Raw genomic sequence first — 18576 nt, 5'->3', positions numbered from 1 at the left:
CTCCCCGCGCGGTTCACCGCCAGGCGGCGAGCACCGCGTCGGTGAGCCGGTCCAGGGACGGCGAGCGGACCTTCCACCGCTGCCAGTGCAGCGCGACCTCGATCCCGCCGCCCGGGTCGAGGTCGACCAGCTCCCCCGGCCCGAACGCCGCCGCCTGCTCGGGCAGGAGCATCCCCCAGCCGAACCCCCGGCGCACGGCCTCGCCGAAGTCCGACGTCGCCGGGACGTGGTGGCGCGGGGGGCGGGGCGTCCCGAACCGCCGCAGCCAGCCGTCCTGCAGGTCGTCGTCGCGGTCGAAGACGACCACGGGGGCCCGCTCCAGCGACCGCCCGTCGACCCCGTCCGCGAACCAGCGGCGCGCGAACCCGGCGCTGGCGCACGGCCGGTAGCGCATGACGCCCAGGGGGACGCTGACGCAGCCGGCGACGGGGTCGGCCTCCGTGGTGACGGCCGCGACCACGCTCCCCTCGCGCAGGAGTTCGCCGGTGCGCTCCTGGTCCTCCCGGCGCAGGTCGAAGCAGAACTCGACGGCCAGCGGGGCCAGTACGGGCAGGAACCAGGTCGCCAGGGAGTCGGCGTTGACCGCGACCGGCAGCACGGGCACCCCGTCGTCGTGACCGATCTCCCGGCCGGCGTCGGCGGCCAGGAGCTCGATCTCGCGCGCGAGCCGCAGCACGGCCCGGCCCGCCTCGGTCGGCCGCACGGGCTTGCTGCGCACCAGCAGGACCCGCCCTGCCGAGGACTCCAGCGCCCGCAGGCGCTGGCTGACGGCCGACGGCGTGAGGTGCAGGGTGCGGGCGGCGGCCTCGAAGGTGCCCTCGGCGACGACGGCCGCCAGCGCCCGCAGCTGCGCGAGGTCCAAGTCCATGAAGCGATGCTAAAGCTGCTGAAGAATCCTGAGCTGGAGTTCACCTCGGCCCCGACCTACCGTCGGGACGTGCTCACCCTGCTGTCCGGCCTGCTGTTCGGCCTGTCCCTCATCGTCGCCATCGGCGCCCAGAACACCTTCGTCATCAAGCAGGGGGTCCGCGGTGAGCACGTGGGGGCCGTCGTCGCCGTGTGCACCGCCAGCGACGTCGTGCTCATCGGCGCCGGGGTGGCCGGGGCGGGTGCGCTCGTGGAGGCGGCCCCGGCGGTGCTGACCGTGCTGCGGGTCGCCGGGGCGCTGTTCCTGCTCGCCTACGGGGCCTTCGCGCTGCGGCGCGCCTGGCGGCCCGGGGCGCTGCAGGCGGACGCGTCGGGAGCCGCCGCCGGCGTCGGGCAGGTCGTGGCGACGGCGGCGGCCCTGACGTGGCTGAACCCGCACGTCTACCTCGACACCGTCGTCCTGCTCGGGTCGGTCGCCGCCGCGCACGGCGGGGCGCGGTGGTGGTTCGGGGCGGGTGCGGGGCTCGGCAGCCTGCTGTGGTTCAGCGCGCTCGGGTACGGCGCGCGGTTCCTGCGGCCCGTGTTCGCGCGGCCGGCGGCGTGGCGGGTGCTGGACCTGCTGGTCGCGCTGGTCATGGTCGTGCTGGCGGTCCAGCTGCTGCGCGGAGCCTGAGCGTCGGGCGGCCCAGGGCCCGCAGGGCCAGGACGGCCGCGCCCAGCAGCCCGTCGTCGGCGGGGCGCACGTCGCGCCCGGCGAGGGCCCCGCGCAGGGCGCCCCCCGGCGCGAGGGAGCCCTCCACGCCCCGTCGCCACACGCTGCCCCCCACCACCAGCGGACCGGGGCCGGCGACCGCCCGCACCAGGACCGCGAGCTCGTCCTGCGCGGCCGCGACGACGCCCGCGGCGACCGCGTCACCGGCACCGGCCGCCGCGAAGCACACCGGCGCCAGCCGGGCCAGCCGCACGGGCTCGGCCCCGTAGGCGGTGTCGACGAGCTCGCCGAGCACGAAGGGCCGTCCCTCGCGCGGCCGCCGGTCGTCGGCCAGGCCCAGGTCGGCGAGCACGGCCGGCGTCAGGGACGTGGCCGCGCCGGTGCCGTCGAGCTCGGCCGCCACCGCCCGCACCACCCGGCGCCCGATCCAGAACCCGGACCCGCCGTCGCCCAGCAGCCAGCCCGTGCCGCCGACGACGCGCTCCAGCGCCCCGTCGCCGACCCGGGCCGCCACCGAGCCGGTGCCCGCGATGAGGCCCGCGCCGGCGTCGGAGTCGGTGGCCGAGAAGTACATCGCCAGCAGGTCCGGGACGCGGCGGAACGGCACGCCGGGGGCCAGTCCCAGGTGCCCGGTGAGGTGCTCGGCGCTGACGAGCCGGTCGGACCCGGCGCTGGCGACGACGGCCGAGACGACCTGCGCGGCCGCCCGGCCGGCCTCGGCCAGCGCGGCGCACACCGCGTCGTGCAGGGCGGCCAGCGCGGCCCGGACCCCCACGGCCGTGGGGTTGCCCGGGCCCGCGACGGCCCGGGCCAGCGGCTCGCCGGAGGCGTCGAGGACCAGCGCCCGGGTCGTGCTGCCGCCCGCGTCGACGGCCAGGACCACGCCGTCCGGGCTCACCGGCGGCTCACTTGAGCCCGCCGGCCGCGACCGCCCCCTGCAGCCGGCGCTGGAACACGAGGTAGACGAGCAGGACGGGCAGGATCGTCGTGACGGAACCGGCGAACAGGGCGCCGAAGTCGACGTCGTAGCCGGAGGCCGAGGCGAACGCCCCCAGCCCCTGGGTCAGCACGTAGTTGTCGCGGTTGGAGTTCAGCACCACCGGCAGCAGGTACTGGTTCCACAACCCGACGAAGTTGAGGATGGCGACGGCCGCCAGGCCCGGGCCGGCCATCGGCAGCATGACCTGGAAGAACGTGCGCCACTCGCTGGCCCCGTCGATCGAGGCCGCCTCGGCGATCTCCCCCGGCAGCTCCTCGAAGAAGCTCATGAGGAAGAACACCGTGAACGGGTAGGCGTACGTCGCGTAGGTGAGGATCAGCCCGGGCAGGGTGTTGAGGATCCCCATCTGGCGCAGGATGAAGAAGAGGGGCACGACGGCCAGGAAGACCGGGAAGGTCAGCCCCGCGACGATGAGGAAGCGCAGCACGCCGCGGCCCCGGAAGGAGAACCGCGCCAGGACGTAGGCCGACATGGCCCCCATGAGCATCGTCAGGACGAGGGCGCAGCCGACGACCACGACGGAGTTCAGGAAGTACGAGCCGATGCCGGCCGTCCGCCAGGCGTTGACGTAGTTCACGAACTGCCAGCGCTCGGGCAGCGAGAACGGGGAGGCGAAGATCTCCCGCGTCGTCTTGAAGCTGGAGACGACCGTCCAGGCGAAGGGCAGCAGGACGATCAGCGACCAGATCCCGAGGACCGTGTGCGACCCGACGGTGACCGCCCGCTCGCCCGAGGGCCCGCGACCGGCCCCGGGGGCCGTCGAGGCGCTGCGCGTGCGCGCCGTGGTGACGGCGCTCACCGGGCCACCTCCCCGGAGCGCCGGGCCAGCAGCCGCCCGACGCCGAAGACGATGCCCGTGAACAGGAAGGACAGCACCGCCAGCACCACCCCCATGGCGCAGGCCAGCCCGAACCGGCCGTCCTTGAACGCCGTGCGGAAGATCTCCTGGGTGATGACGAGCGTGGAGTTCGCCGGCCCGCCGTCCGGTTCCAGGCCGGCCAGGAAGACGAACGCGTCGAGGGCGAAGATGCCCAGGTAGACGTAGGCCGTCCGCACCGCCGAGCCCACGCCCGGCACGGCGATGGAGACGGCCGTGCGGAAGCGGCCCGCCCCGTCGATGCGGGCGGCCTCGAACACCTCGGCCGGGATCCCGCGGATGGCCGCCACGAAGAGCACCATGTAGAACCCGACGAAGGCCCAGACGATGACGACGATCGTCGCCGCCTTGGCCGTCGACGGTTCCCCCAGCCACGCGAAGCTCGCGGCCCGGTCGATGCCGAGCCCGGTGAGGATGCCGTTGAGCAGGCCGGCGCTGGGGTCGTAGACGCGCCCGAAGATGATGCTCACGACGATGGCCGGCACGACGTACGGGAAGAACGACACGACGCGGTAGAACGACGAGCCGCCCAGCCCCCGCACGGCCCCCGTGGAGGAACCGCCGAAGGTCAGCAGGCAGGCCAGCGCGAAGCTGAGCACCAGCGTGAGCGCGGGGACCACGAGCAGCAGCACGAGGCTGTTGCCGACGGACTTCAGGAAGAGCGGGTCGCCGGCGAGCTTGGCGTAGTTGTCGAACCCGATGAACTCCTGGGTGGACGTGAACCCCGACCAGGACGTCAGGGAGTACCAGGCGGCCTGGGTGAACGGGTAGAGCACGAAGACCAGGTACAGCGCCACCGGGACGCCCAGGAACACCACCATGAGGCTGACGCGGTCGAACGTCAGCCTCCGGTGGACGGCGCGGCTGGGTTTCACGACACTGCTCACTTCACCTGGACCTTGACGATGCTGCTGTCCTCGCGGGTCTTGTCGAACTGGTCCTGCAGCCCCTTGGTCAGGCCCGCGGCGTCGAGCTGGCCGGACAGGAACCCGTTCCACAGGACGTTGTTCTGGCTGGTGAACCCGTAGACGTCGTTGAAGTTGAACGTGAACGTGTCCTCGCCGGCCGCGTCGAGCATGGCGATCTGGGAGGCCAGGGCGGTGGACCCGAAGGCGTCGGCGGGCACGGTGCCCTTGACGATCGTCGAGGACAGCTTGGTCTTGGCGAAGTTCGCGGCGCCCTCCTTGGAGAGCATGAGGCGCAGCACCTCCATGCCACCGGCCTTGTTCTTCGCCTTGCTCGGGACCACGAACGGCTCGCCCGCGCTGGCGTGGAACGCCGTGGCGGGCATCTTCGCGCCCGAGGAGACCGCCGGGGCCGGGCAGCCCGTCATCTGGAAGTTCTCGGCCGTCTGGGACTTCATCTCGTTCTCGATCCACGACCCCGAGGGGTACAGGACCGCCTCCTGCGCCTGGCTCCACTGGGCCTGCGCGGCGGTGAACTGCGTCCCGGCCCCACCGGGGCGGAAGTAGCCGGCCTGCACCGCCTGGGCCATCTTGGCGAACACGGCCTGGACGGCGGGGTGGCTCCAGGCGTTCGCGTCCAGGTTGCCCAGGGCGACGCGCACCTCGTCGCCGCCCTCCTTGATCGCCGACTCCACGGCGAGGGTCAGGTAGTAGGAGGCCGCCTCCTTGCCCCAGCAGAACAGGTACTTCCCCGCCGACTTCGCCGCCGCGCCCAGCGCCAGGGCCTCGTCCCAGGTGGTGGGGGCCTTCCAGCCGTTGGTGTCGAACAGGGTCTTGGAGTACCACAGCCCGTAGACGGTGAGGACGTAGTTCAGCTGCACGAGCCGGCCGTCGTAGGTCCCGTCGGTGAGCATCCCCGGGTAGAGGGTGTCGGCGATGACGTCGCCGTCGGTGTTCTTCGCCTTCGTCAGGGGGGTGAGGTCCTCCAGCTGGGCGGCGATGGTCGCCAGGCCGATGGCGTTGGCGCCGGAGTTGTCCAGCAGGTCCGGCGGGTTCCCGCCGACGAACCTCGGCTGCAGCTCCTGGGCGATCTGCGTGGAGGGGGCGACGGTCAGCTTCGCGCCGCCGTGCAGGTCGGCGTACTTGGCCGCGACGGCCGAGACGTAGTCGGTGCCGTACCCGCCGTCGAAGATGACGGCCTCGACGGCCGTGCCGTCGGCGACGCCGAAGGGGTTGTCGTCGCTGACCTTCCCCGTCGGGCCGGCGTCGGAGGGGCCGTCGTCGCTGCCGGAGGCAGCGCAGGCCGCGGCGCCGAACGGGACGAGGGTCCCCGCCAGGGCCAGGCCCAGGAAGCGGCGACGGTGCAGGCTGGTGGTCTCGCTCACGGTGGTTCCTCCGGGTTCAGGCACTGCGGCGCAGGCGGTCGCCGTACCGCGCTTCGATGGTCAGGTTCCGGTCGTGGCCGCCGGGGACGTTGGCCGAGACGTACAGGGGCGCTTGCTGCCCGCGCGCGGCCAGGGCGCTGACCGTGCCGATGGTCAGCAGTTGCGCGACGTACGCGGCGGTCAGCGACGACACCGCACCCACCGCGACGTCGGTGACGTCGGTGAGGGTGGCGTCGCCGTACGGGGCGAGGTTGTCGACGACGACGTCGGCGATCTCGGCGAGCCGCTTCCCGCTGGGGTGCTTGGGTTCGACGGCGCCGGTGTGCTCCAGGCTGGTGACGGCGACGACGGGGTGGCCGTGCTCCTTGGCGAGCAGGGCCAGTCCCACGACGGACCCGTTCACGCCGGAGTTGGAGGCGATGACGAACACGTCGTGCGGGTCGCGCACCACCGTGGCGAACACGTCCTCGGCGATGCGGGGGTCGCGTTCCAGCGGGGGTTCGCCGGTGAGTTCGGCGATCTCGTGCCCGCCCAGGAGCACGGCGTCGCGCAGGGCCACCTTGTTCGTCGGGATGAGGCCCCCCGCGCGGCCGGCGATCTCCATGGCGAAGGCCTCGGAGTGGCCGGTGCCGAAGGCGTGGACGATCCCGCCCTCCTCCACGCAGTCGGCGAGCAGTTCCACGGCCGCGTCGAGGCCGCCGGCGGCGGCGAGCGCCGACAGCCGGCGGAGGCGGTCGGTCACCTCGTGCTCGAACCGTTCGACGTGGTCCCGGAAGGTCGGCACAGGCATCCCCCTGAGTAGTTGATTCACCGCGTCGTTGCGGATTGCATGGATGGTTCACTTAAAGGGCGGGGGGTGTCAAGGAGTTCCCGCGTTACGTTCCTGTTGCAGCGGCGCGCTTCCGTCCGGCGGTCGTCCCGGTGCTAGCCTGCGCCGACTGGATGAGTCATCCACTCCCCCAACCCCCGAGGAGGTCGTGGTGAGCGTCGACGCCCACGACCCGGCGCAGCGGATCCTCGCGCTGCGGGCCGACCTGCCGCCGTCCCTGCGCAAGGTCGCCGACTTCGTCCTGGACCGGCCCGAGAGCGTCGAGGAGTGCTCGGCCGCCGAACTCGCCCGTCGCGCCGGGACGTCGCAGGCCGCGGTGACGAGGTTCTGCCAGACCATCGGGCTCGACGGCTACCAGGGCCTGGTCCGGTGGGTGGCCCGCGAGCAGGGGCGCCGGGCGCACGAGGCCGGCGGGTCGGTGTGGGGGACCTCGGAGATCGGCCCGGAGATCGGGCCGGACGACGACCTGGAACGGGTCGCGGCCGTCGTCGCGGCGGCCGACGTCCGCAGCCTGCAGGACACGGCGCGCCGGCTGGACCTGGACGCCGTGGAGCGGGCCGCGCAGGCCGTCGCCCGCGCGCACCGCGTCGACGTCTACGGGGTCGGGGGCAGCGCGGCGATGGCGGCCGAGACCGACACCCGGCTGTTCGGGATCGGCGTGCCGGTGCGGGCCTGGACCGAGGTGCACGCCGCGACGACGTCGGCGGCGCTGCTGACCCCGGCCGACGTGGTGATCGCGATCTCCTACTCCGGCGCGACCCGGGAGGTCATCGAACCGGCGGAACTGGCGGCCCGCCGCGGGGCCACGACGGTGGCCGTCACCGGGGACCCGGGGTCGGCGCTGTCCCGGCTGGCCGACGTGGTCCTGACGGTGGCGCCCGGGGGCACCACGTTCCGGGAGGGTCCCTTCGCGGCCCGGCACGCGCAACTGCTCGTGGTCGACTGCCTGTACGTCCGGGTCGCGCAGCTCACCCTGGCCCGCGCCAGCGCGGCGCGGGCCCTGACCGACCACATCCCCGCCGCGCACGCCGTCCGCGCGCCCCGGCGCGGCGCGCGCTGAGGGTTCACGCGGGACGGGGTGCGCGCACGAGGGAGCGCACCTGCCACAGGGCGAGCAGCGACGCGGGGACCCCCACCGCGGGCAGGAGCAGCCAGGACAGCGGGTCGCCCGCCCCGGCGAGGGTCCCCAGGACCAGGGCCGGGGGGACGAAGCCCGCGACGCAGGCCGCGAGGACGTCGACCCCCCACTCCCGCCGGCGGTCGGCGCCGGCGACGACGAGGACCCAGACCGCGAGCAGACCCGCGACGAGGCCGACCGGCGCACCGACGACGACGCCGAAGACCTCCAGTCCCGTGAGGCCGCGGGCGAGCAGGACGACCGTGATCGCCCCCGCCGCCGCACCCGTCAGGAGACCGCGCAGCGCGGCGCGGGCGACGAGACGACGGGTGGGGAGTTCATTCTTGAACATGTTCACATCCTGGCGTACCGTCCTGAACATGTTCAACAACGAACCCCGGGAGTCCTCGTGAGCGCCGTCCTCGCCACCTACGCCGGGTACGTCGTCCTCAGCGTCGCCCTGACCCTCTGGGTCGCCCGCACCCTCTTCCGCAACGGCGCCCTGTTCCTCGTCGAGGTGTTCGAGGGGGACGAGAAGCTCGCCGCCGCGGTCAACCACCTGCTCGTCGTCGGCTTCCTGCTGGTCAACCTCGGGTTCGTCGCCTACGCCCTGCAGGTCGACGGTTCCGTGCCCGACGCCCGGGCCGCCGTCGAGGCGTTGTCGCGCAAGTTCGGCGCGGTCCTGCTCGTCGTCGGGGCCGTGCACTTCACGAACCTCTTCGTCCTGCAGAGGATGCGCCGGCACGCCCGCGCGGTGCACCGCCGTCCCGGCCCCGCGTTCGCGCCGGTGGTCCCGCCCGCACCCGGCTACCGCCCGGCGCCGCCGCGGTGAGCCCCGCGAAGGGTTCTCCGAGCCCGAAGGGCGAGGCCACCCGGCAGCGCATCGTCGACGCGGCCCTCGACCTGTTCACCGAGAAGGGTTTCGCCGGCACGACGATGCGCGCGGTGGCCGAGCGCGCCGACGTCAGCCTCGGCAACGCCTACCACTACTTCGCCTCCAAGGAGCACCTCGTCCAGGGGTTCTACGAGCGCACCCAGGACGCGCACGCCGAGGCGGCCGCGGCGGCCATGACGACGCGGTCGCTGGCCGAGCGCTGGACCGCCTGCGAGACGGCGTTCCTGGAGGTGAACCGCCCGTACCACCCGTTCGCGGGGACGTTCTTCGCCGTCGCCGCCCAGCCCGACTCCCCCCTGTCCCCCTTCAGCGCCGAGAGCGGGCCGGCGCGCGAGGCCGCCACGGCGATCATGCGCGACGTCGTCGAGGGCAGCGACGCGAAGATGGACGCCCGCCTGCGCGCCGAACTGCCCGACCTGCTGTGGCTGGCGCACATGGGGATCGTGCTGCACTGGGTGCACGACCGCAGCGAGGGTCAGCGCCGGACGGTCCGGCTGGTCGAGCGCACCGCACCGGCGCTGGAGAAGCTCACGGGCCTGTCCCGGTTGCCCGTCCTGCGGGGTTCGGTGCACGACCTGCTCGACACGTTCCGCGACCTGCGCACCCCCTGACGCCGGACGCAGGGGAACCGGCACGTTGACTCCCCGGTCCCGTTCACCGAGACCGGGGAGTCAACGTGCCGTTCTGGTGAGGGCCCCGGACCGCCGTCAGTCCTCGACGGGCGTGGTCGTGGCCGTGGCGGTGGGCGTTCCGGTCGGGGTGGCGGTCGGGTCATCCGTGGCGTGGTCCTCGCCGCTCTCGACCGTGACCCGTGCCGCGCTCAGCGTCCCGTCCGCGGCCCGGGCGCCCTGCACGTTGACGTGACCGCCGGTCCGCAGGGCGGCGGGGGCGACGACGGCGCCGTCCTGGCGCAGGACGGTCTTCGCGCCCAGGACGACCGTGAGGTCCTTGCCGCGCAGGCTCTTGTCGCGGCCGCCGTGGACGCTGACGGTCAGCCGGCCCGTGGCCGCGTCGACGGCCTTCAGCGTCCCCGTCACGACGAGCTGGGGCGTGCGGACGCGGCGGGTGACGACCGGCGCGGACCCCTTGCCGGGCTGAGCGGTGGCCGTGGCGGTCGCGGTGGAGGTCGCGGGGGCCGTGGAGGTGGCCGTGGAGGTCGCCGTGGGCTGCGGCGTCCCGGGGCGGGCCGCCACCGCGCTGCCCGCGGTGGGCACCGCGATCGCGGCGGCCAGCGCGAGGGAGAGGGTGAGGGTGGTGGTGCGGCGGGTCATCGTTCCTCCTGGGTGGCCGGGCCGCCCCACGTCGTGAGGCCCCCGGGCTCCGCGTCCCCGCCTCGCGACGGGTCCGGCGCTCTCCGGTGGGCGCGGCGTGCGCCCACCGGAGAGGTTCGGCCGCCCGCGCCCGCGGGTGCAGACCGGCTCACCCGATCGGCCCGCCCACGCGGGGACCACCACCTGACCGGCGCACCGGGCGACTGCGCAGCGTGAGGGCGCTCAGAGCTTGGTGACGGGCGCGTACCGCAGCAGCAGGCGCTTGGTCCCCTCGGAGCGGAAGTCGATGTGCGCGACGGTCTTGTCGCCCTCCCCCTCGACCCGCACGACCGTGCCCATCCCGAACGAGTCGTGGGTGACGCGGTCGCCGGGGTTCAGGGCGATGACCGGACGGGTGCCCGCGGTCCGCACCCCCGGGCGCTGCGCGACGCGCGTCGAGGCCGAGACGGAGGAGACGTTCTGGAACGCCGACTCCCCGCGCTTCCAGTCCACGAGGTCGGCGGGGACCTCGTCGAGGAACCGCGAGGGCGGGAACTGCTGCGGCGCACCCCAGGCGCTGCGCAGGGCCGAGCGCGACAGGTACAGGCGCTCGCGGGCGCGGGTCAGCCCGACGTAGGCCAGGCGGCGTTCCTCGGCGAGCTGGTCGGGGTCGCCCAGGGAGCGGGAGTGCGGGAAGGTCCCGTCCTCCATGCCCGTGAGGAACACGACGGGGAACTCCAGCCCCTTCGCGGTGTGCAGGGTCATCATCGTCACGACCCCGTCGTCCTCGGCCCCGGCGGGGATCTGGTCGGCGTCGGCGACGAGGGACACGCGTTCCAGGAAGTCCGACAGCGTCCCGTCGGGGTTGTCCTCGGCGAACTCCTCGGCGACGGCGACGAGTTCGGACAGGTTCTCGATGCGGGACTCGTCCTGCGGGTCCTTGCTGGCGCGCAGTTCGGTCAGGTACCCCGTCTGCTCCAGGACCGCCTCGAGCACGACGGCCGGGGAGGCCCCCGACTCGGCCAGGGTCCGCAGGTCGGCGACGAGCTGGGCGAAGCCCTTGACCGCGTTCAGCGACCGCGACACCAGCCCGACCGCCTCGTCGGCGCGCTCGAGGGCGGCGTTGAAGCTGATGCGCTCGCGGTCGGCGAGCACGGCGATCGTCGCCTCGGCCCGTTCCCCGATCCCGCGCTTGGGGGTGTTCAGGACCCGCCGCAGGTTCACGGTGTCGTCGGGGTTGTCCAGGACGCGCAGGTAGGCGACGGCGTCCTTGACCTCGCGGCGCTCGTAGAAGCGCGTGCCCCCCACGACCTTGTACGGCAGGCCGGTGCGGATGAACACCTCCTCCAGCGACCGCGACTGGGCGTTGGTGCGGTAGAACACCGCGACGTCCTTGTACTTCACGTCGGCGCGGTCGTGGAGGCGGTCGACCTCCTCGGCCACGAACGCGGCCTCGTCGTGCTCGTCGTCGGCGACGTAGCCGACGATCTTCTCCCCCGCGCCCGAGGCGGTCCACAGGTTCTTGGGCCGGCGGTCGTCGTTGAGCTTGATGACCTCGTTGGCCGCGGTGAGGATGTTCTGGGTGGAGCGGTAGTTCTGCTCCAGCAGCACGGTCGTCGCGTCGGGGTAGTCCTGCTCGAACTCGACGATGTTGCGGATCGTGGCGCCGCGGAAGGCGTAGATCGACTGGTCGGCGTCCCCGACGACGGTCAGCTCCCCGCGCGGGACGGGCCCCTCCCCCGTGCCGACGAGTTCCTTGACCAGCACGTACTGGGCGTGGTTCGTGTCCTGGTACTCGTCGACCAGCACGTGCCGGAACCGGCGGCGGTAGTGCTCGGCGACGTCGGGGAAGGCCTGCAGGAGGTGGACCGTCGACATGATGAGGTCGTCGAAGTCCACCGCGTTGGCCTGGCGCAGCCGCTGCTGGTACATCCGGTACACCCGGGCCAGGACGCGCTCGGTCTCGTTGCCCGCCTCGGAGTGCGCGCGCTCGAAGAACGCCTCCTCGTCGACGAGCTCGTTCTTGAGGTTCGAGACCATGTTCGACAGCGCCCGCGGCGCGTGCTTCTTCGGGTCCAGCTCCAGCTCGCGCCCGACCATGGCCATGAGCCGCTGGGAGTCGGCGGAGTCGTAGATCGAGAACGACGTCCGCATGCCCAGGTGCTGGGCCTCGCGGCGCAGGATCCGCACGCAGGCGGAGTGGAACGTCGAGACCCACATGCTGCGCGCGCCCATGCCGACGACGTCGCCGACCAGGGAGGCGACGCGCTCGCGCATCTCGGCCGCGGCCTTGTTGGTGAACGTGATCGCCAGGACCTGCCCCGGCGTCGCGCGTCCCTCGGCGAGCAGGTAGGCGATGCGGTGGGTCAGGACGCGCGTCTTGCCCGATCCGGCGCCGGCGACGATGAGCAGCGGGGAGCCCGCGTGGACGACGGCCTGCCGCTGCTGCGGGTTCAGGCCCTCCACCAGCGCCGCGGGGTCGAGCCCGCCGCGGCGCGCGGGGACGGCGGGCTGCGGCGCGGGCACGCGGCGGGACCCCCCGTCGGGGGAACCGAAGGGGAGGTCGTCGAAGAGAGTGCTCATCGTGCGTCAAGGGTAGGCCTCTCCTGCGACACGACCCGCCGCGCGCCGGACGGCCCCGCGCGCTCCCCCCGGGACGACGCCCCCCACCCACGGCGATCGAGGAACCGTGCACCGCGATCGAGGAACCGTGCACCGCGATCGAGGAACCATGCACCGCGATCGAGGAACCATGCACCGCGATCAAGGAACACCTCGGAACGTCCCAGGGACGGATTCCTCGATCGCGGTGGTGAATCCCTCGATCGCGGCGGTGGACGGGAGCGGACCAGAATGGTCCACCTCGGTCTACAGTGGTCCAGTGCCTCGGATGACGAAGGAAGAGATCGACGAGGAGATCCTCGACGCCGCGGCGGCTCTGTTCGCCCGCCACGGCGTGGAGCAGACCTCCGTCCAGCGCATCGCCGACGCGGTCGGCTACTCCAAGACCGGTCTGCTGCACCGGTTCCCCAGCAAGGACGCCCTGCAGGACGCGACCGTCGCGCACACCGTCGACGCGCTGCGGGCCCTGGCGCAGGACGTGGACGGCGTGCCGGTCGGCGCCGCGCGGGACCGGCGGGTCGTCGAGGCGCTGGCCGACCTCACGACCCGTCGCCCCGGCCTGGTCGCCTTCGCGCTCACCGCTCTCAGCGGCCAGGAGGGCGCGATGGGCCCCGACCGGCTCGAGGCCATCGGCGAGGCGCTGTTCGGGGCCTTCGGCGAGCAGCTCACGGCCGGTCCCCCCGACGACCGCGGCGTCCGCATCACCACCGCCGTCGGCGGCCTGGCCGTCGCCTCCCTCGCCTGCGCCGACCTCCCGTTCGACCGGGTCCGTCCCCACCTCGTCGCCGCCGCCCTCGGCGCGCTCGGCCACCCCGCCCCCACCGAGGAGAACTGAGATGGCCACCTCCCTGCACCGCCTGGGCGCGGGCGCGTTCCGCTTCCGCGGCCTCGTCGTCGCGGTCTGGCTCCTGCTGCTGGTCCTGGCCGGCGCGGGCGCCGCCACCCTGTCCGGCAAGACCGTGAACACCTTCGAGATCCCCGGCCAGGAGTCCACGACGGCCTTGCGCCTGATCGGCGAGGAGTTCGGCGACACCGCGAGCGGCGCCACCGCGCAGGTCGTCTTCGAGGTGCCCGCCGGGCAGCAGGTCACCTCCCCGCAGAACGCGGCGAAGGTCCTCGCCGCGGTGCAGGCCCTGAACGGACTGCCCGCCGTCGTGGGCGCGACGAACCCGCTGGACCAGGCCAACCCCACCGTCTCCCGCGACCTGCGCGCGGCCTACAGCACGGTCGCCTACTCCGCCGCGCCCCCCGACGTCACCGACGCCCAGCGCAACGCGCTGTTCGCCGCGGTGCGGAGCGCGGACGCCGACGGGCTGAGGGTCGAGGTGACCGGCGACGCGACGCAGGGGGTCTCCACGGTCGGCGGCCCGGCCGAGGTGATCGGCGTCGTCGTGGCCCTCGTCGTGCTGGCCATCACCTACGGCTCCCTCGTCGCGGCGGGCATGAACCTGCTGACCGCCGTGGTGGGCGTCGGGATCGGGGCGCTGGGCATCACGACGCTGACGGGGTTCGTGGACCTGCAGTCCACGACGCCGATCCTGGCGATCATGCTGGGCCTGGCCGTCGGCATCGACTACGCCCTGTTCATCGTCACCCGGTTCCGCCACGAGCTGCTCGCGGGCCGCCCCGTGGCGCAGGCCGTCCCGCGCGCCGTGGGGACGGCGGGGTCGGCGGTCGTGACGGCGGGCACGACGGTCGTCATCGCCCTCGCCGGCCTGGCCGTGGCGGGCATCCCGTTCCTGACCGAGATGGGGATCGCGGCGGCCGCGACGATCGTCGTCGCCGTGCTCGTCGCGCTGACCCTCGTGCCCGCGGTCCTGGGGTTCATCGGGTTGCGGGCGCTGCCCCGCCCGGCCAAGCGGGCCCTGGCCCACGAGAGCGGCCGGCACGCCGCCGTGCCCACCGACGCGGTCGAGCCCCGGGTCTTCGCCCGGTGGGGCCGCGCGGTCTCCACGCAGCGCTGGCTCAGCCTGGTGCTCGCGGTCGCGGCGCTGGCCGTGGTGGCGGTCCCGGTGTTCTCGATGCGCACGACGCTGGCGACGGCGTGGCCCGACGACAGCACCCAGCGCCGCGCGCAGGCGGTGCTCTCGGAGCACTTCGGCGCCGGGGTCAGCGGCCCGCTGCTGGTGCTGACCCAGGGCCCGGACGCGGCGGCCCGCGGCGCGCAGCTGGCGCAGGAGCTCGGCGGGCTGAAGGGGGTCGCCGTGGTGACCCCGCCGCGGCCGAGCGCCGACGGGGGCGCCGCGCTCGTCACGGTGGTCCCCACGACCGCCCCGGACGCGCCCGCCACGACGGACCTCGTGCACCGGATGCGCGACCTCGTCCACCGCGACGCCGCGGGCACCCCCGCGTACGTGACGGGCCAGACGGCGGTGAGCGTCGACGTGTCCTCGACGCTGGCCGACGCCCTGCCGGTGTACCTGGCCCTGGTCGTCGGGCTGGCGTTCGTGCTGCTGGTCCTGGTGTTCCGCTCCCTCGCCGTCCCCGTCGTGGGGGTGCTGGGGTTCCTGCTGACCATCGGGTCCTCGCTGGGGGCGACGACGGCGGTGTTCCAGTGGGGGTGGCTGAAGGACGTCGTGCGCGCCGACACCACGGGGCCCCTGCTGAGCCTGGCCCCGATCATCGTCGTCGGGATCCTCTTCGGGCTCGCGATGGACTACCAGGTGTTCCTCGTCTCCCGGATGCACGAGGCCCACGCGCACGGCGCCGACCCGCTGCAGGCCGTGCGGACGGGGTTCCGGCAGGCGGCGCCGGTGGTCGTGGCGGCGGCGGCGATCATGTTCGCGGTCTTCGCGGGGTTCGTCCCCGAGGGGGACGCGACGATCAAACCCATCGCGTTCGCGCTGGCGGTCGGGATCCTCGCCGACGCCGTCGTGGTGCGGATGGTCGCGGTCCCGGCCGCGCTGTCGCTGCTGGGCCGCGCGGCGTGGTGGCTGCCGCGGTGGTTGCGGTGGCTGCCGGTGCTGGACGTGGAGGGGGCCGCGCTGGAACGGCAGGATGGTGCCCGTGACCCGGCCGCCGGACGACCTGCTGGTGCACCTGCGGCGGGCGCGTGACCTGATCGACCGGCACTACGCCGAGGACCTGGACCTCGACCGCCTCGCCGCGACGGCGGGGCTGTCGAGGTTCCACTTCCTGCGCTCGTTCCGGGGCGCCTACGGCTGTACGCCCGGGGAGCACCTGACGCGCCGGCGCGTCGAACGGGCCCAGGACCTGCTGCGGGCGACGAACCTGACCGTCACCGAGGTCTGCCACCTCGTCGGGTACTCCAGCCTGGGCTCGTTCAGCTCCACGTTCCGCCGGCTCGTCGGGACGACGCCGTCGGCCTACCAGGCCCGCTGGGCCTCGGGAGCGCCCCGGGTCCCGGGGTGCTTCGTGCTCATGCACGGGCTGCGGGACGTCCAGCAATCGGGGAGAAGCGCGCCGGGGACGCCCCCTCCTAGCCTCGACGCATGATCAAGAACATCTCCCTGTTCACGCTCTGGGTGAACGACCAGGACGAGGCCAAGAAGTTCTACACGGACGTCCTCGGGTTCCGTGAGCACACCGACGTGCAGATGGGCGAGGGGTTCCGCTGGACGACGGTCGTCCACCCGGACCACCCCGAGCTCGAGGTGACGCTCATGGTCCCGGGGCCGCCGCTGGACGAGGACATGGCCGACGCCGTGCGCCGTGCCCTGGGCAAGGGGTCGATGGGCGGGTTCGGCCTCGCGACGGACGACTGCCGCGGTGAGTACGAGCGGCTCTCGAAGCTCGGGGTCGAGTTCGTCCAGGAGCCCGCGGAGCGGCCCTACGGCGTGGAGGCCGTGCTGCGGGACAACTCGGGGAACTGGCTGGTGCTCGTGGAGAACCGGCCGTTCACGGGGGAGGACTTCCCCCACGCGTGAGCGGCCCGCCCCTCAAGGAATGAGCGCGCGGGGCCGATGGTTGTGGAGTCTGGTCGCCCCGGTACGTGTCCCCGGGCCTCAACTCCAGCCGCTGCGAGCGGCCACTCGCCGAGAGGCGACGCTCGGGGCGACCAGCCTCTTCTCCTCACCGCCCCCGCGGCCTCAGCCCGGCCTCAGCCCCGCCTCAGCCCCGCCTCAGCCCTGCGCGCTCCGCCGGGCGATGGCGAGCCCGCGCTGGGCCACCCCCACGAGACCGATCGTCTCGGCCTCGGCGAGCGGCACCCACCGCGCGAGGTCGGTGCTGCCGCCCACGTCGAGCACCTCCGGTTCGAGGACCTCGACGGGTTCGGCCGTGACGAGGATGCGCACGGCGTGGAAGTCCTCCAGCACCCCGCGCGGGGAGCGTCCCGTGAAGTGCTCCGCGCCGATCTCGGCGAGCCCGGTGACCGTGACGGCCATCCCGGTCTCCTCGTGGACCTCGCGCACGACCGCGGTCAGCGGGTGCTCGCCGTGGTCGACCCCGCCGCCGGGCAGCGTCCAGCGCCCCGGGCTCGGGGTGACGGTGCTCAACCGGGTCAGCAGCAGCGCGCCGTCGGCGACGACGACGGCGTAGCAGGCCAGGCGCTGGCGGACCACGGGCGCGGAGGCGTCGGCGACGGGCGCCAGGCGCGCGCGCTCGGCCTCGTCGAGGACGACGTCGGCGTCCGGCGCCAGCGGCCACCCCTCGGGCACCGGGACGCGGTCGGTGCCCGCGAGCTCGCCGTCGAGGGCGGCGGCCAGGACGAGGTGGACGGTGTGCAGGTCGAGGCCGTCGTGCTCGCGCCGGCCGTCGACGACGGCGAGCAGCTCACCCACCGTCGCCCCGGGCCCCAGGACCCGCTGCAGCGCGGCGGCGGGCGTCTCCCCGTGGGCGAGCAGGGCCCAGGGCAGGACACCGCCCCGGACGAGGAGCTCGCCGTCGGTGACGACGGCGGCGTGGACCGCGACGCGCTGGAGGCGGCTCACGCGGTGCCGGAGCCGACGGCCTGGGCGCCCAGCCGCGCGCGGACGGCGCGGGTGTTCTTGTGCTCGGCGTAGAAGGACAGGAACGGGATGGTCCCGGCCAGCGCCGTGAGCAGCATCCGGCCCCACGACCACCGCACGCGGTTGCCCAGGTCGAACGTCGTGACGAGCAGGACCACGTAGAGCCAGCCGTGCGCGACGCCGACGACCTCCACGACGCGCTCACCGCCGCCGAAGGCGCCGAAGTACTTCTGCGGCATCCCGACCAGCACGAGCACGACGAGGCCGATGCCCGTCAGCCACGCCATGACCCGGTACCGGGTCAGGGCCGCGCGGACCTTGGGCGCGGACCGAAGTCCGTTCGCTGCGCCTGCGCTCACCGGGCACCACTCATGTCTCGTCCTCCAGCGTCGTTCACGGGGCCCTCGTCCGTCCCGGGGGCCGGTTCGTCCGGGTCATCCTGCCCGCCGCCGCGGCGCTCGTCGCGCACGGCCCGGAACCAGACGACGACGGCGAACAGGGCGAAGACCCACCACTGCCCGGCGTAGGCGAGGTTGCGCAGGTCCAGCCGGCGGGTCGCCTGGCCGGCGTCGGCGGGCGGGACGGCCTTCAGCCCCGCGGCCGGGGTGGTCTGGGTGACGTAGGCGTTCGCGACGGCGTAGTCGACGCGGTTGACCAGGTCGGCGGCGCTGACGATCCACGTCTGCCCGGCGGGCAGGGCGGAGGTGGACGGCGCGATGTCGGAGCTCTCGGGCGGTTGCACGACGCCGGTGAGGTCCACGGCACCCGGGGGCAGGTCGGGGGCGGGCTGCCCCGTCGGCACCCAGCCGCGGACCACGGGCACCCCCGACCCGTCGGCGAGCACGACGACGCCCAGGACCCAGGACCCCACGACGCCGTCGAGGGCGCGGCCGGGCACGAGCAGGTTCACGGCGGGGTCGAACGTGCCGGTGACCTCGACGCGGTGGCCGACCTCGTCGGCGGACAGGATCCGGTCCGCCCCCGTGCCGCCGGCGTCGACGACCCGGCTGACGGGCACGACGGGCTGGCGCGCGGGGGGTTCGGAGACGACGACGTTGCCGCGGTGCCACTGCCAGACCCCCAGGCCGGCGCAGACCGCGACGACCAGCAGGGCGGCCAGGGTCAGGCCGACGACGCGTCCCGTGGGGGCGCTCCTGCGGTCCTCGTGCACCGGCTCAGGCTACGGGCCGATGCTGGGAGTCCCCTC

The 18576-nt window shown here is 74.0% G+C and carries 20 protein-coding genes; 8 read left to right on the top strand and 12 right to left on the bottom strand.

The genetic code is table 11. The annotated features are described in order from the left end of the window. Nucleotides 1-13 precede the first annotated feature (13 nt). Nucleotides 14-868, bottom strand: a complete 855-nt coding sequence (locus tag CLV37_RS15770) for a LysR family transcriptional regulator ArgP (RefSeq protein ID WP_106212103.1) — start codon at nt 866-868, stop codon at nt 14-16. A 6-nt stretch (nt 869-874) separates the two neighbouring features. Between CLV37_RS15770 and CLV37_RS15765 the strand changes: the two genes are divergently transcribed. Further along, on the top strand, nt 875-1540 hold the full coding sequence (locus tag CLV37_RS15765) for a LysE/ArgO family amino acid transporter (protein WP_106212101.1): 666 nt from the start codon (nt 875-877) through the stop codon (nt 1538-1540). On the opposite strand, the gene CLV37_RS15760 is transcribed toward CLV37_RS15765, so the two are convergent. Genes CLV37_RS15760 through CLV37_RS15740 form a run of 5 tightly spaced genes read right to left on the bottom strand, consistent with a single transcriptional unit; the run spans nt 1500 to nt 6536 of the window. Then, on the bottom strand, nt 1500-2477 hold the full coding sequence (locus tag CLV37_RS15760; protein ID WP_106212099.1) for an N-acetylglucosamine kinase: 978 nt from the start codon (nt 2475-2477) through the stop codon (nt 1500-1502). The two genes, CLV37_RS15765 and CLV37_RS15760, sit on opposite strands and share 41 nt — an antisense overlap. Before the next feature lie 7 nt (nt 2478-2484). Beyond that, complete coding sequence (locus CLV37_RS15755; RefSeq protein ID WP_106212097.1) at nt 2485-3378, bottom strand: carbohydrate ABC transporter permease; 894 nt, start codon at nt 3376-3378, stop codon at nt 2485-2487. Continuing rightward, entirely contained in the window at nt 3375-4343 is a 969-nt protein-coding gene (locus tag CLV37_RS15750) for a carbohydrate ABC transporter permease (protein WP_211298700.1), read from the bottom strand. Before CLV37_RS15750 ends, CLV37_RS15755 begins: the two co-directional genes overlap by 4 nt. After that, nucleotides 4340-5746: an N-acetylglucosamine/diacetylchitobiose ABC transporter substrate-binding protein gene (ngcE, locus tag CLV37_RS15745; protein ID WP_106212095.1), complete on the bottom strand. Its 1407-nt coding sequence runs from the start codon at nt 5744-5746 to the stop codon at nt 4340-4342. Before ngcE ends, CLV37_RS15750 begins: the two co-directional genes overlap by 4 nt. Before the next feature lie 16 nt (nt 5747-5762). Then, nucleotides 5763-6536 (bottom strand): sugar isomerase domain-containing protein, encoded by a 774-nt coding sequence (locus CLV37_RS15740; RefSeq protein ID WP_106212093.1) that lies wholly within the window; start codon nt 6534-6536, stop codon nt 5763-5765. A gap of 190 nt (nt 6537-6726) precedes the next feature. Here CLV37_RS15740 and CLV37_RS15735 point away from each other — a divergent pair, with 190 nt between their 5' ends. After that, nucleotides 6727-7635 carry a MurR/RpiR family transcriptional regulator gene (locus CLV37_RS15735; protein WP_211298698.1) on the top strand — a complete coding sequence of 303 codons (909 nt, stop codon included), beginning with the start codon at nt 6727-6729 and terminating at the stop codon, nt 7633-7635. A gap of 4 nt (nt 7636-7639) precedes the next feature. Here CLV37_RS15735 and CLV37_RS15730 read toward each other — a convergent pair whose 3' ends face one another. After that, entirely contained in the window at nt 7640-8044 is a 405-nt protein-coding gene (locus CLV37_RS15730; protein ID WP_146149436.1) for a hypothetical protein, read from the bottom strand. 57 nt (nt 8045-8101) lie between these two features. Here CLV37_RS15730 and CLV37_RS15725 point away from each other — a divergent pair, with 57 nt between their 5' ends. Together CLV37_RS15725 and CLV37_RS15720 are read left to right on the top strand one after the other, a co-directional pair. Further along, entirely contained in the window at nt 8102-8524 is a 423-nt protein-coding gene (locus tag CLV37_RS15725; RefSeq protein WP_106212086.1) for a hypothetical protein, read from the top strand. Then, nucleotides 8521-9198 (top strand): TetR/AcrR family transcriptional regulator, encoded by a 678-nt coding sequence (locus CLV37_RS15720; RefSeq protein ID WP_106212084.1) that lies wholly within the window; start codon nt 8521-8523, stop codon nt 9196-9198. Before CLV37_RS15725 ends, CLV37_RS15720 begins: the two co-directional genes overlap by 4 nt. A gap of 96 nt (nt 9199-9294) precedes the next feature. Here CLV37_RS15720 and CLV37_RS15715 read toward each other — a convergent pair whose 3' ends face one another. Both CLV37_RS15715 and pcrA read right to left on the bottom strand, forming a co-directional pair. Continuing rightward, nucleotides 9295-9858: a hypothetical protein gene (locus CLV37_RS15715; RefSeq protein ID WP_106212082.1), complete on the bottom strand. Its 564-nt coding sequence runs from the start codon at nt 9856-9858 to the stop codon at nt 9295-9297. Between the two features lie 222 nt (nt 9859-10080). Continuing rightward, nucleotides 10081-12420 (bottom strand): DNA helicase PcrA, encoded by a 2340-nt coding sequence (gene pcrA, locus CLV37_RS15710; protein ID WP_106212080.1) that lies wholly within the window; start codon nt 12418-12420, stop codon nt 10081-10083. A 307-nt stretch (nt 12421-12727) separates the two neighbouring features. Here pcrA and CLV37_RS15705 point away from each other — a divergent pair, with 307 nt between their 5' ends. Genes CLV37_RS15705 through CLV37_RS15690 form a run of 4 tightly spaced genes read left to right on the top strand, consistent with a single transcriptional unit; the run spans nt 12728 to nt 16346 of the window. Then, entirely contained in the window at nt 12728-13294 is a 567-nt protein-coding gene (locus CLV37_RS15705) for a TetR/AcrR family transcriptional regulator (protein WP_211298697.1), read from the top strand. Between the two features lies 1 nt (nt 13295). Next, nucleotides 13296-15515, top strand: a complete 2220-nt coding sequence (locus CLV37_RS15700; protein WP_106212075.1) for an MMPL family transporter — start codon at nt 13296-13298, stop codon at nt 15513-15515. Then, nucleotides 15457-15915, top strand: coding sequence for a helix-turn-helix domain-containing protein (locus tag CLV37_RS15695; protein ID WP_106212073.1), 459 nt, complete (start codon nt 15457-15459; stop codon nt 15913-15915). Before CLV37_RS15700 ends, CLV37_RS15695 begins: the two co-directional genes overlap by 59 nt. Continuing rightward, on the top strand, nt 15912-16346 hold the full coding sequence (locus tag CLV37_RS15690) for a VOC family protein (RefSeq protein WP_106212071.1): 435 nt from the start codon (nt 15912-15914) through the stop codon (nt 16344-16346). The genes CLV37_RS15695 and CLV37_RS15690 overlap by 4 nt, the downstream gene beginning before the upstream one ends. 195 nt (nt 16347-16541) lie before the next feature. On the opposite strand, the gene CLV37_RS15685 is transcribed toward CLV37_RS15690, so the two are convergent. Genes CLV37_RS15685 through CLV37_RS15675 form a run of 3 tightly spaced genes read right to left on the bottom strand, consistent with a single transcriptional unit; the run spans nt 16542 to nt 18540 of the window. Beyond that, the gene (locus tag CLV37_RS15685; protein ID WP_170127298.1) at nt 16542-17351 is read right to left on the bottom strand and encodes an NUDIX domain-containing protein; all 810 of its coding nucleotides are present in this window, start codon (nt 17349-17351) and stop codon (nt 16542-16544) included. Then, nucleotides 17348-17728, bottom strand: coding sequence for a DUF3817 domain-containing protein (locus CLV37_RS15680; protein ID WP_106212067.1), 381 nt, complete (start codon nt 17726-17728; stop codon nt 17348-17350). The genes CLV37_RS15685 and CLV37_RS15680 overlap by 4 nt, the downstream gene beginning before the upstream one ends. Beyond that, nucleotides 17725-18540 carry an SURF1 family protein gene (locus tag CLV37_RS15675; protein ID WP_106212065.1) on the bottom strand — a complete coding sequence of 272 codons (816 nt, stop codon included), beginning with the start codon at nt 18538-18540 and terminating at the stop codon, nt 17725-17727. Before CLV37_RS15675 ends, CLV37_RS15680 begins: the two co-directional genes overlap by 4 nt. Nucleotides 18541-18576 lie beyond the last annotated feature (36 nt).

This window comes from Kineococcus rhizosphaerae (genome assembly GCF_003002055.1).
GTDB lineage: Bacteria > Actinomycetota > Actinomycetes > Actinomycetales > Kineococcaceae > Kineococcus > Kineococcus rhizosphaerae.
Note: the sequence above shows the minus strand (reverse complement) of the source record. Positions and strands in the feature narration are given on the sequence as shown.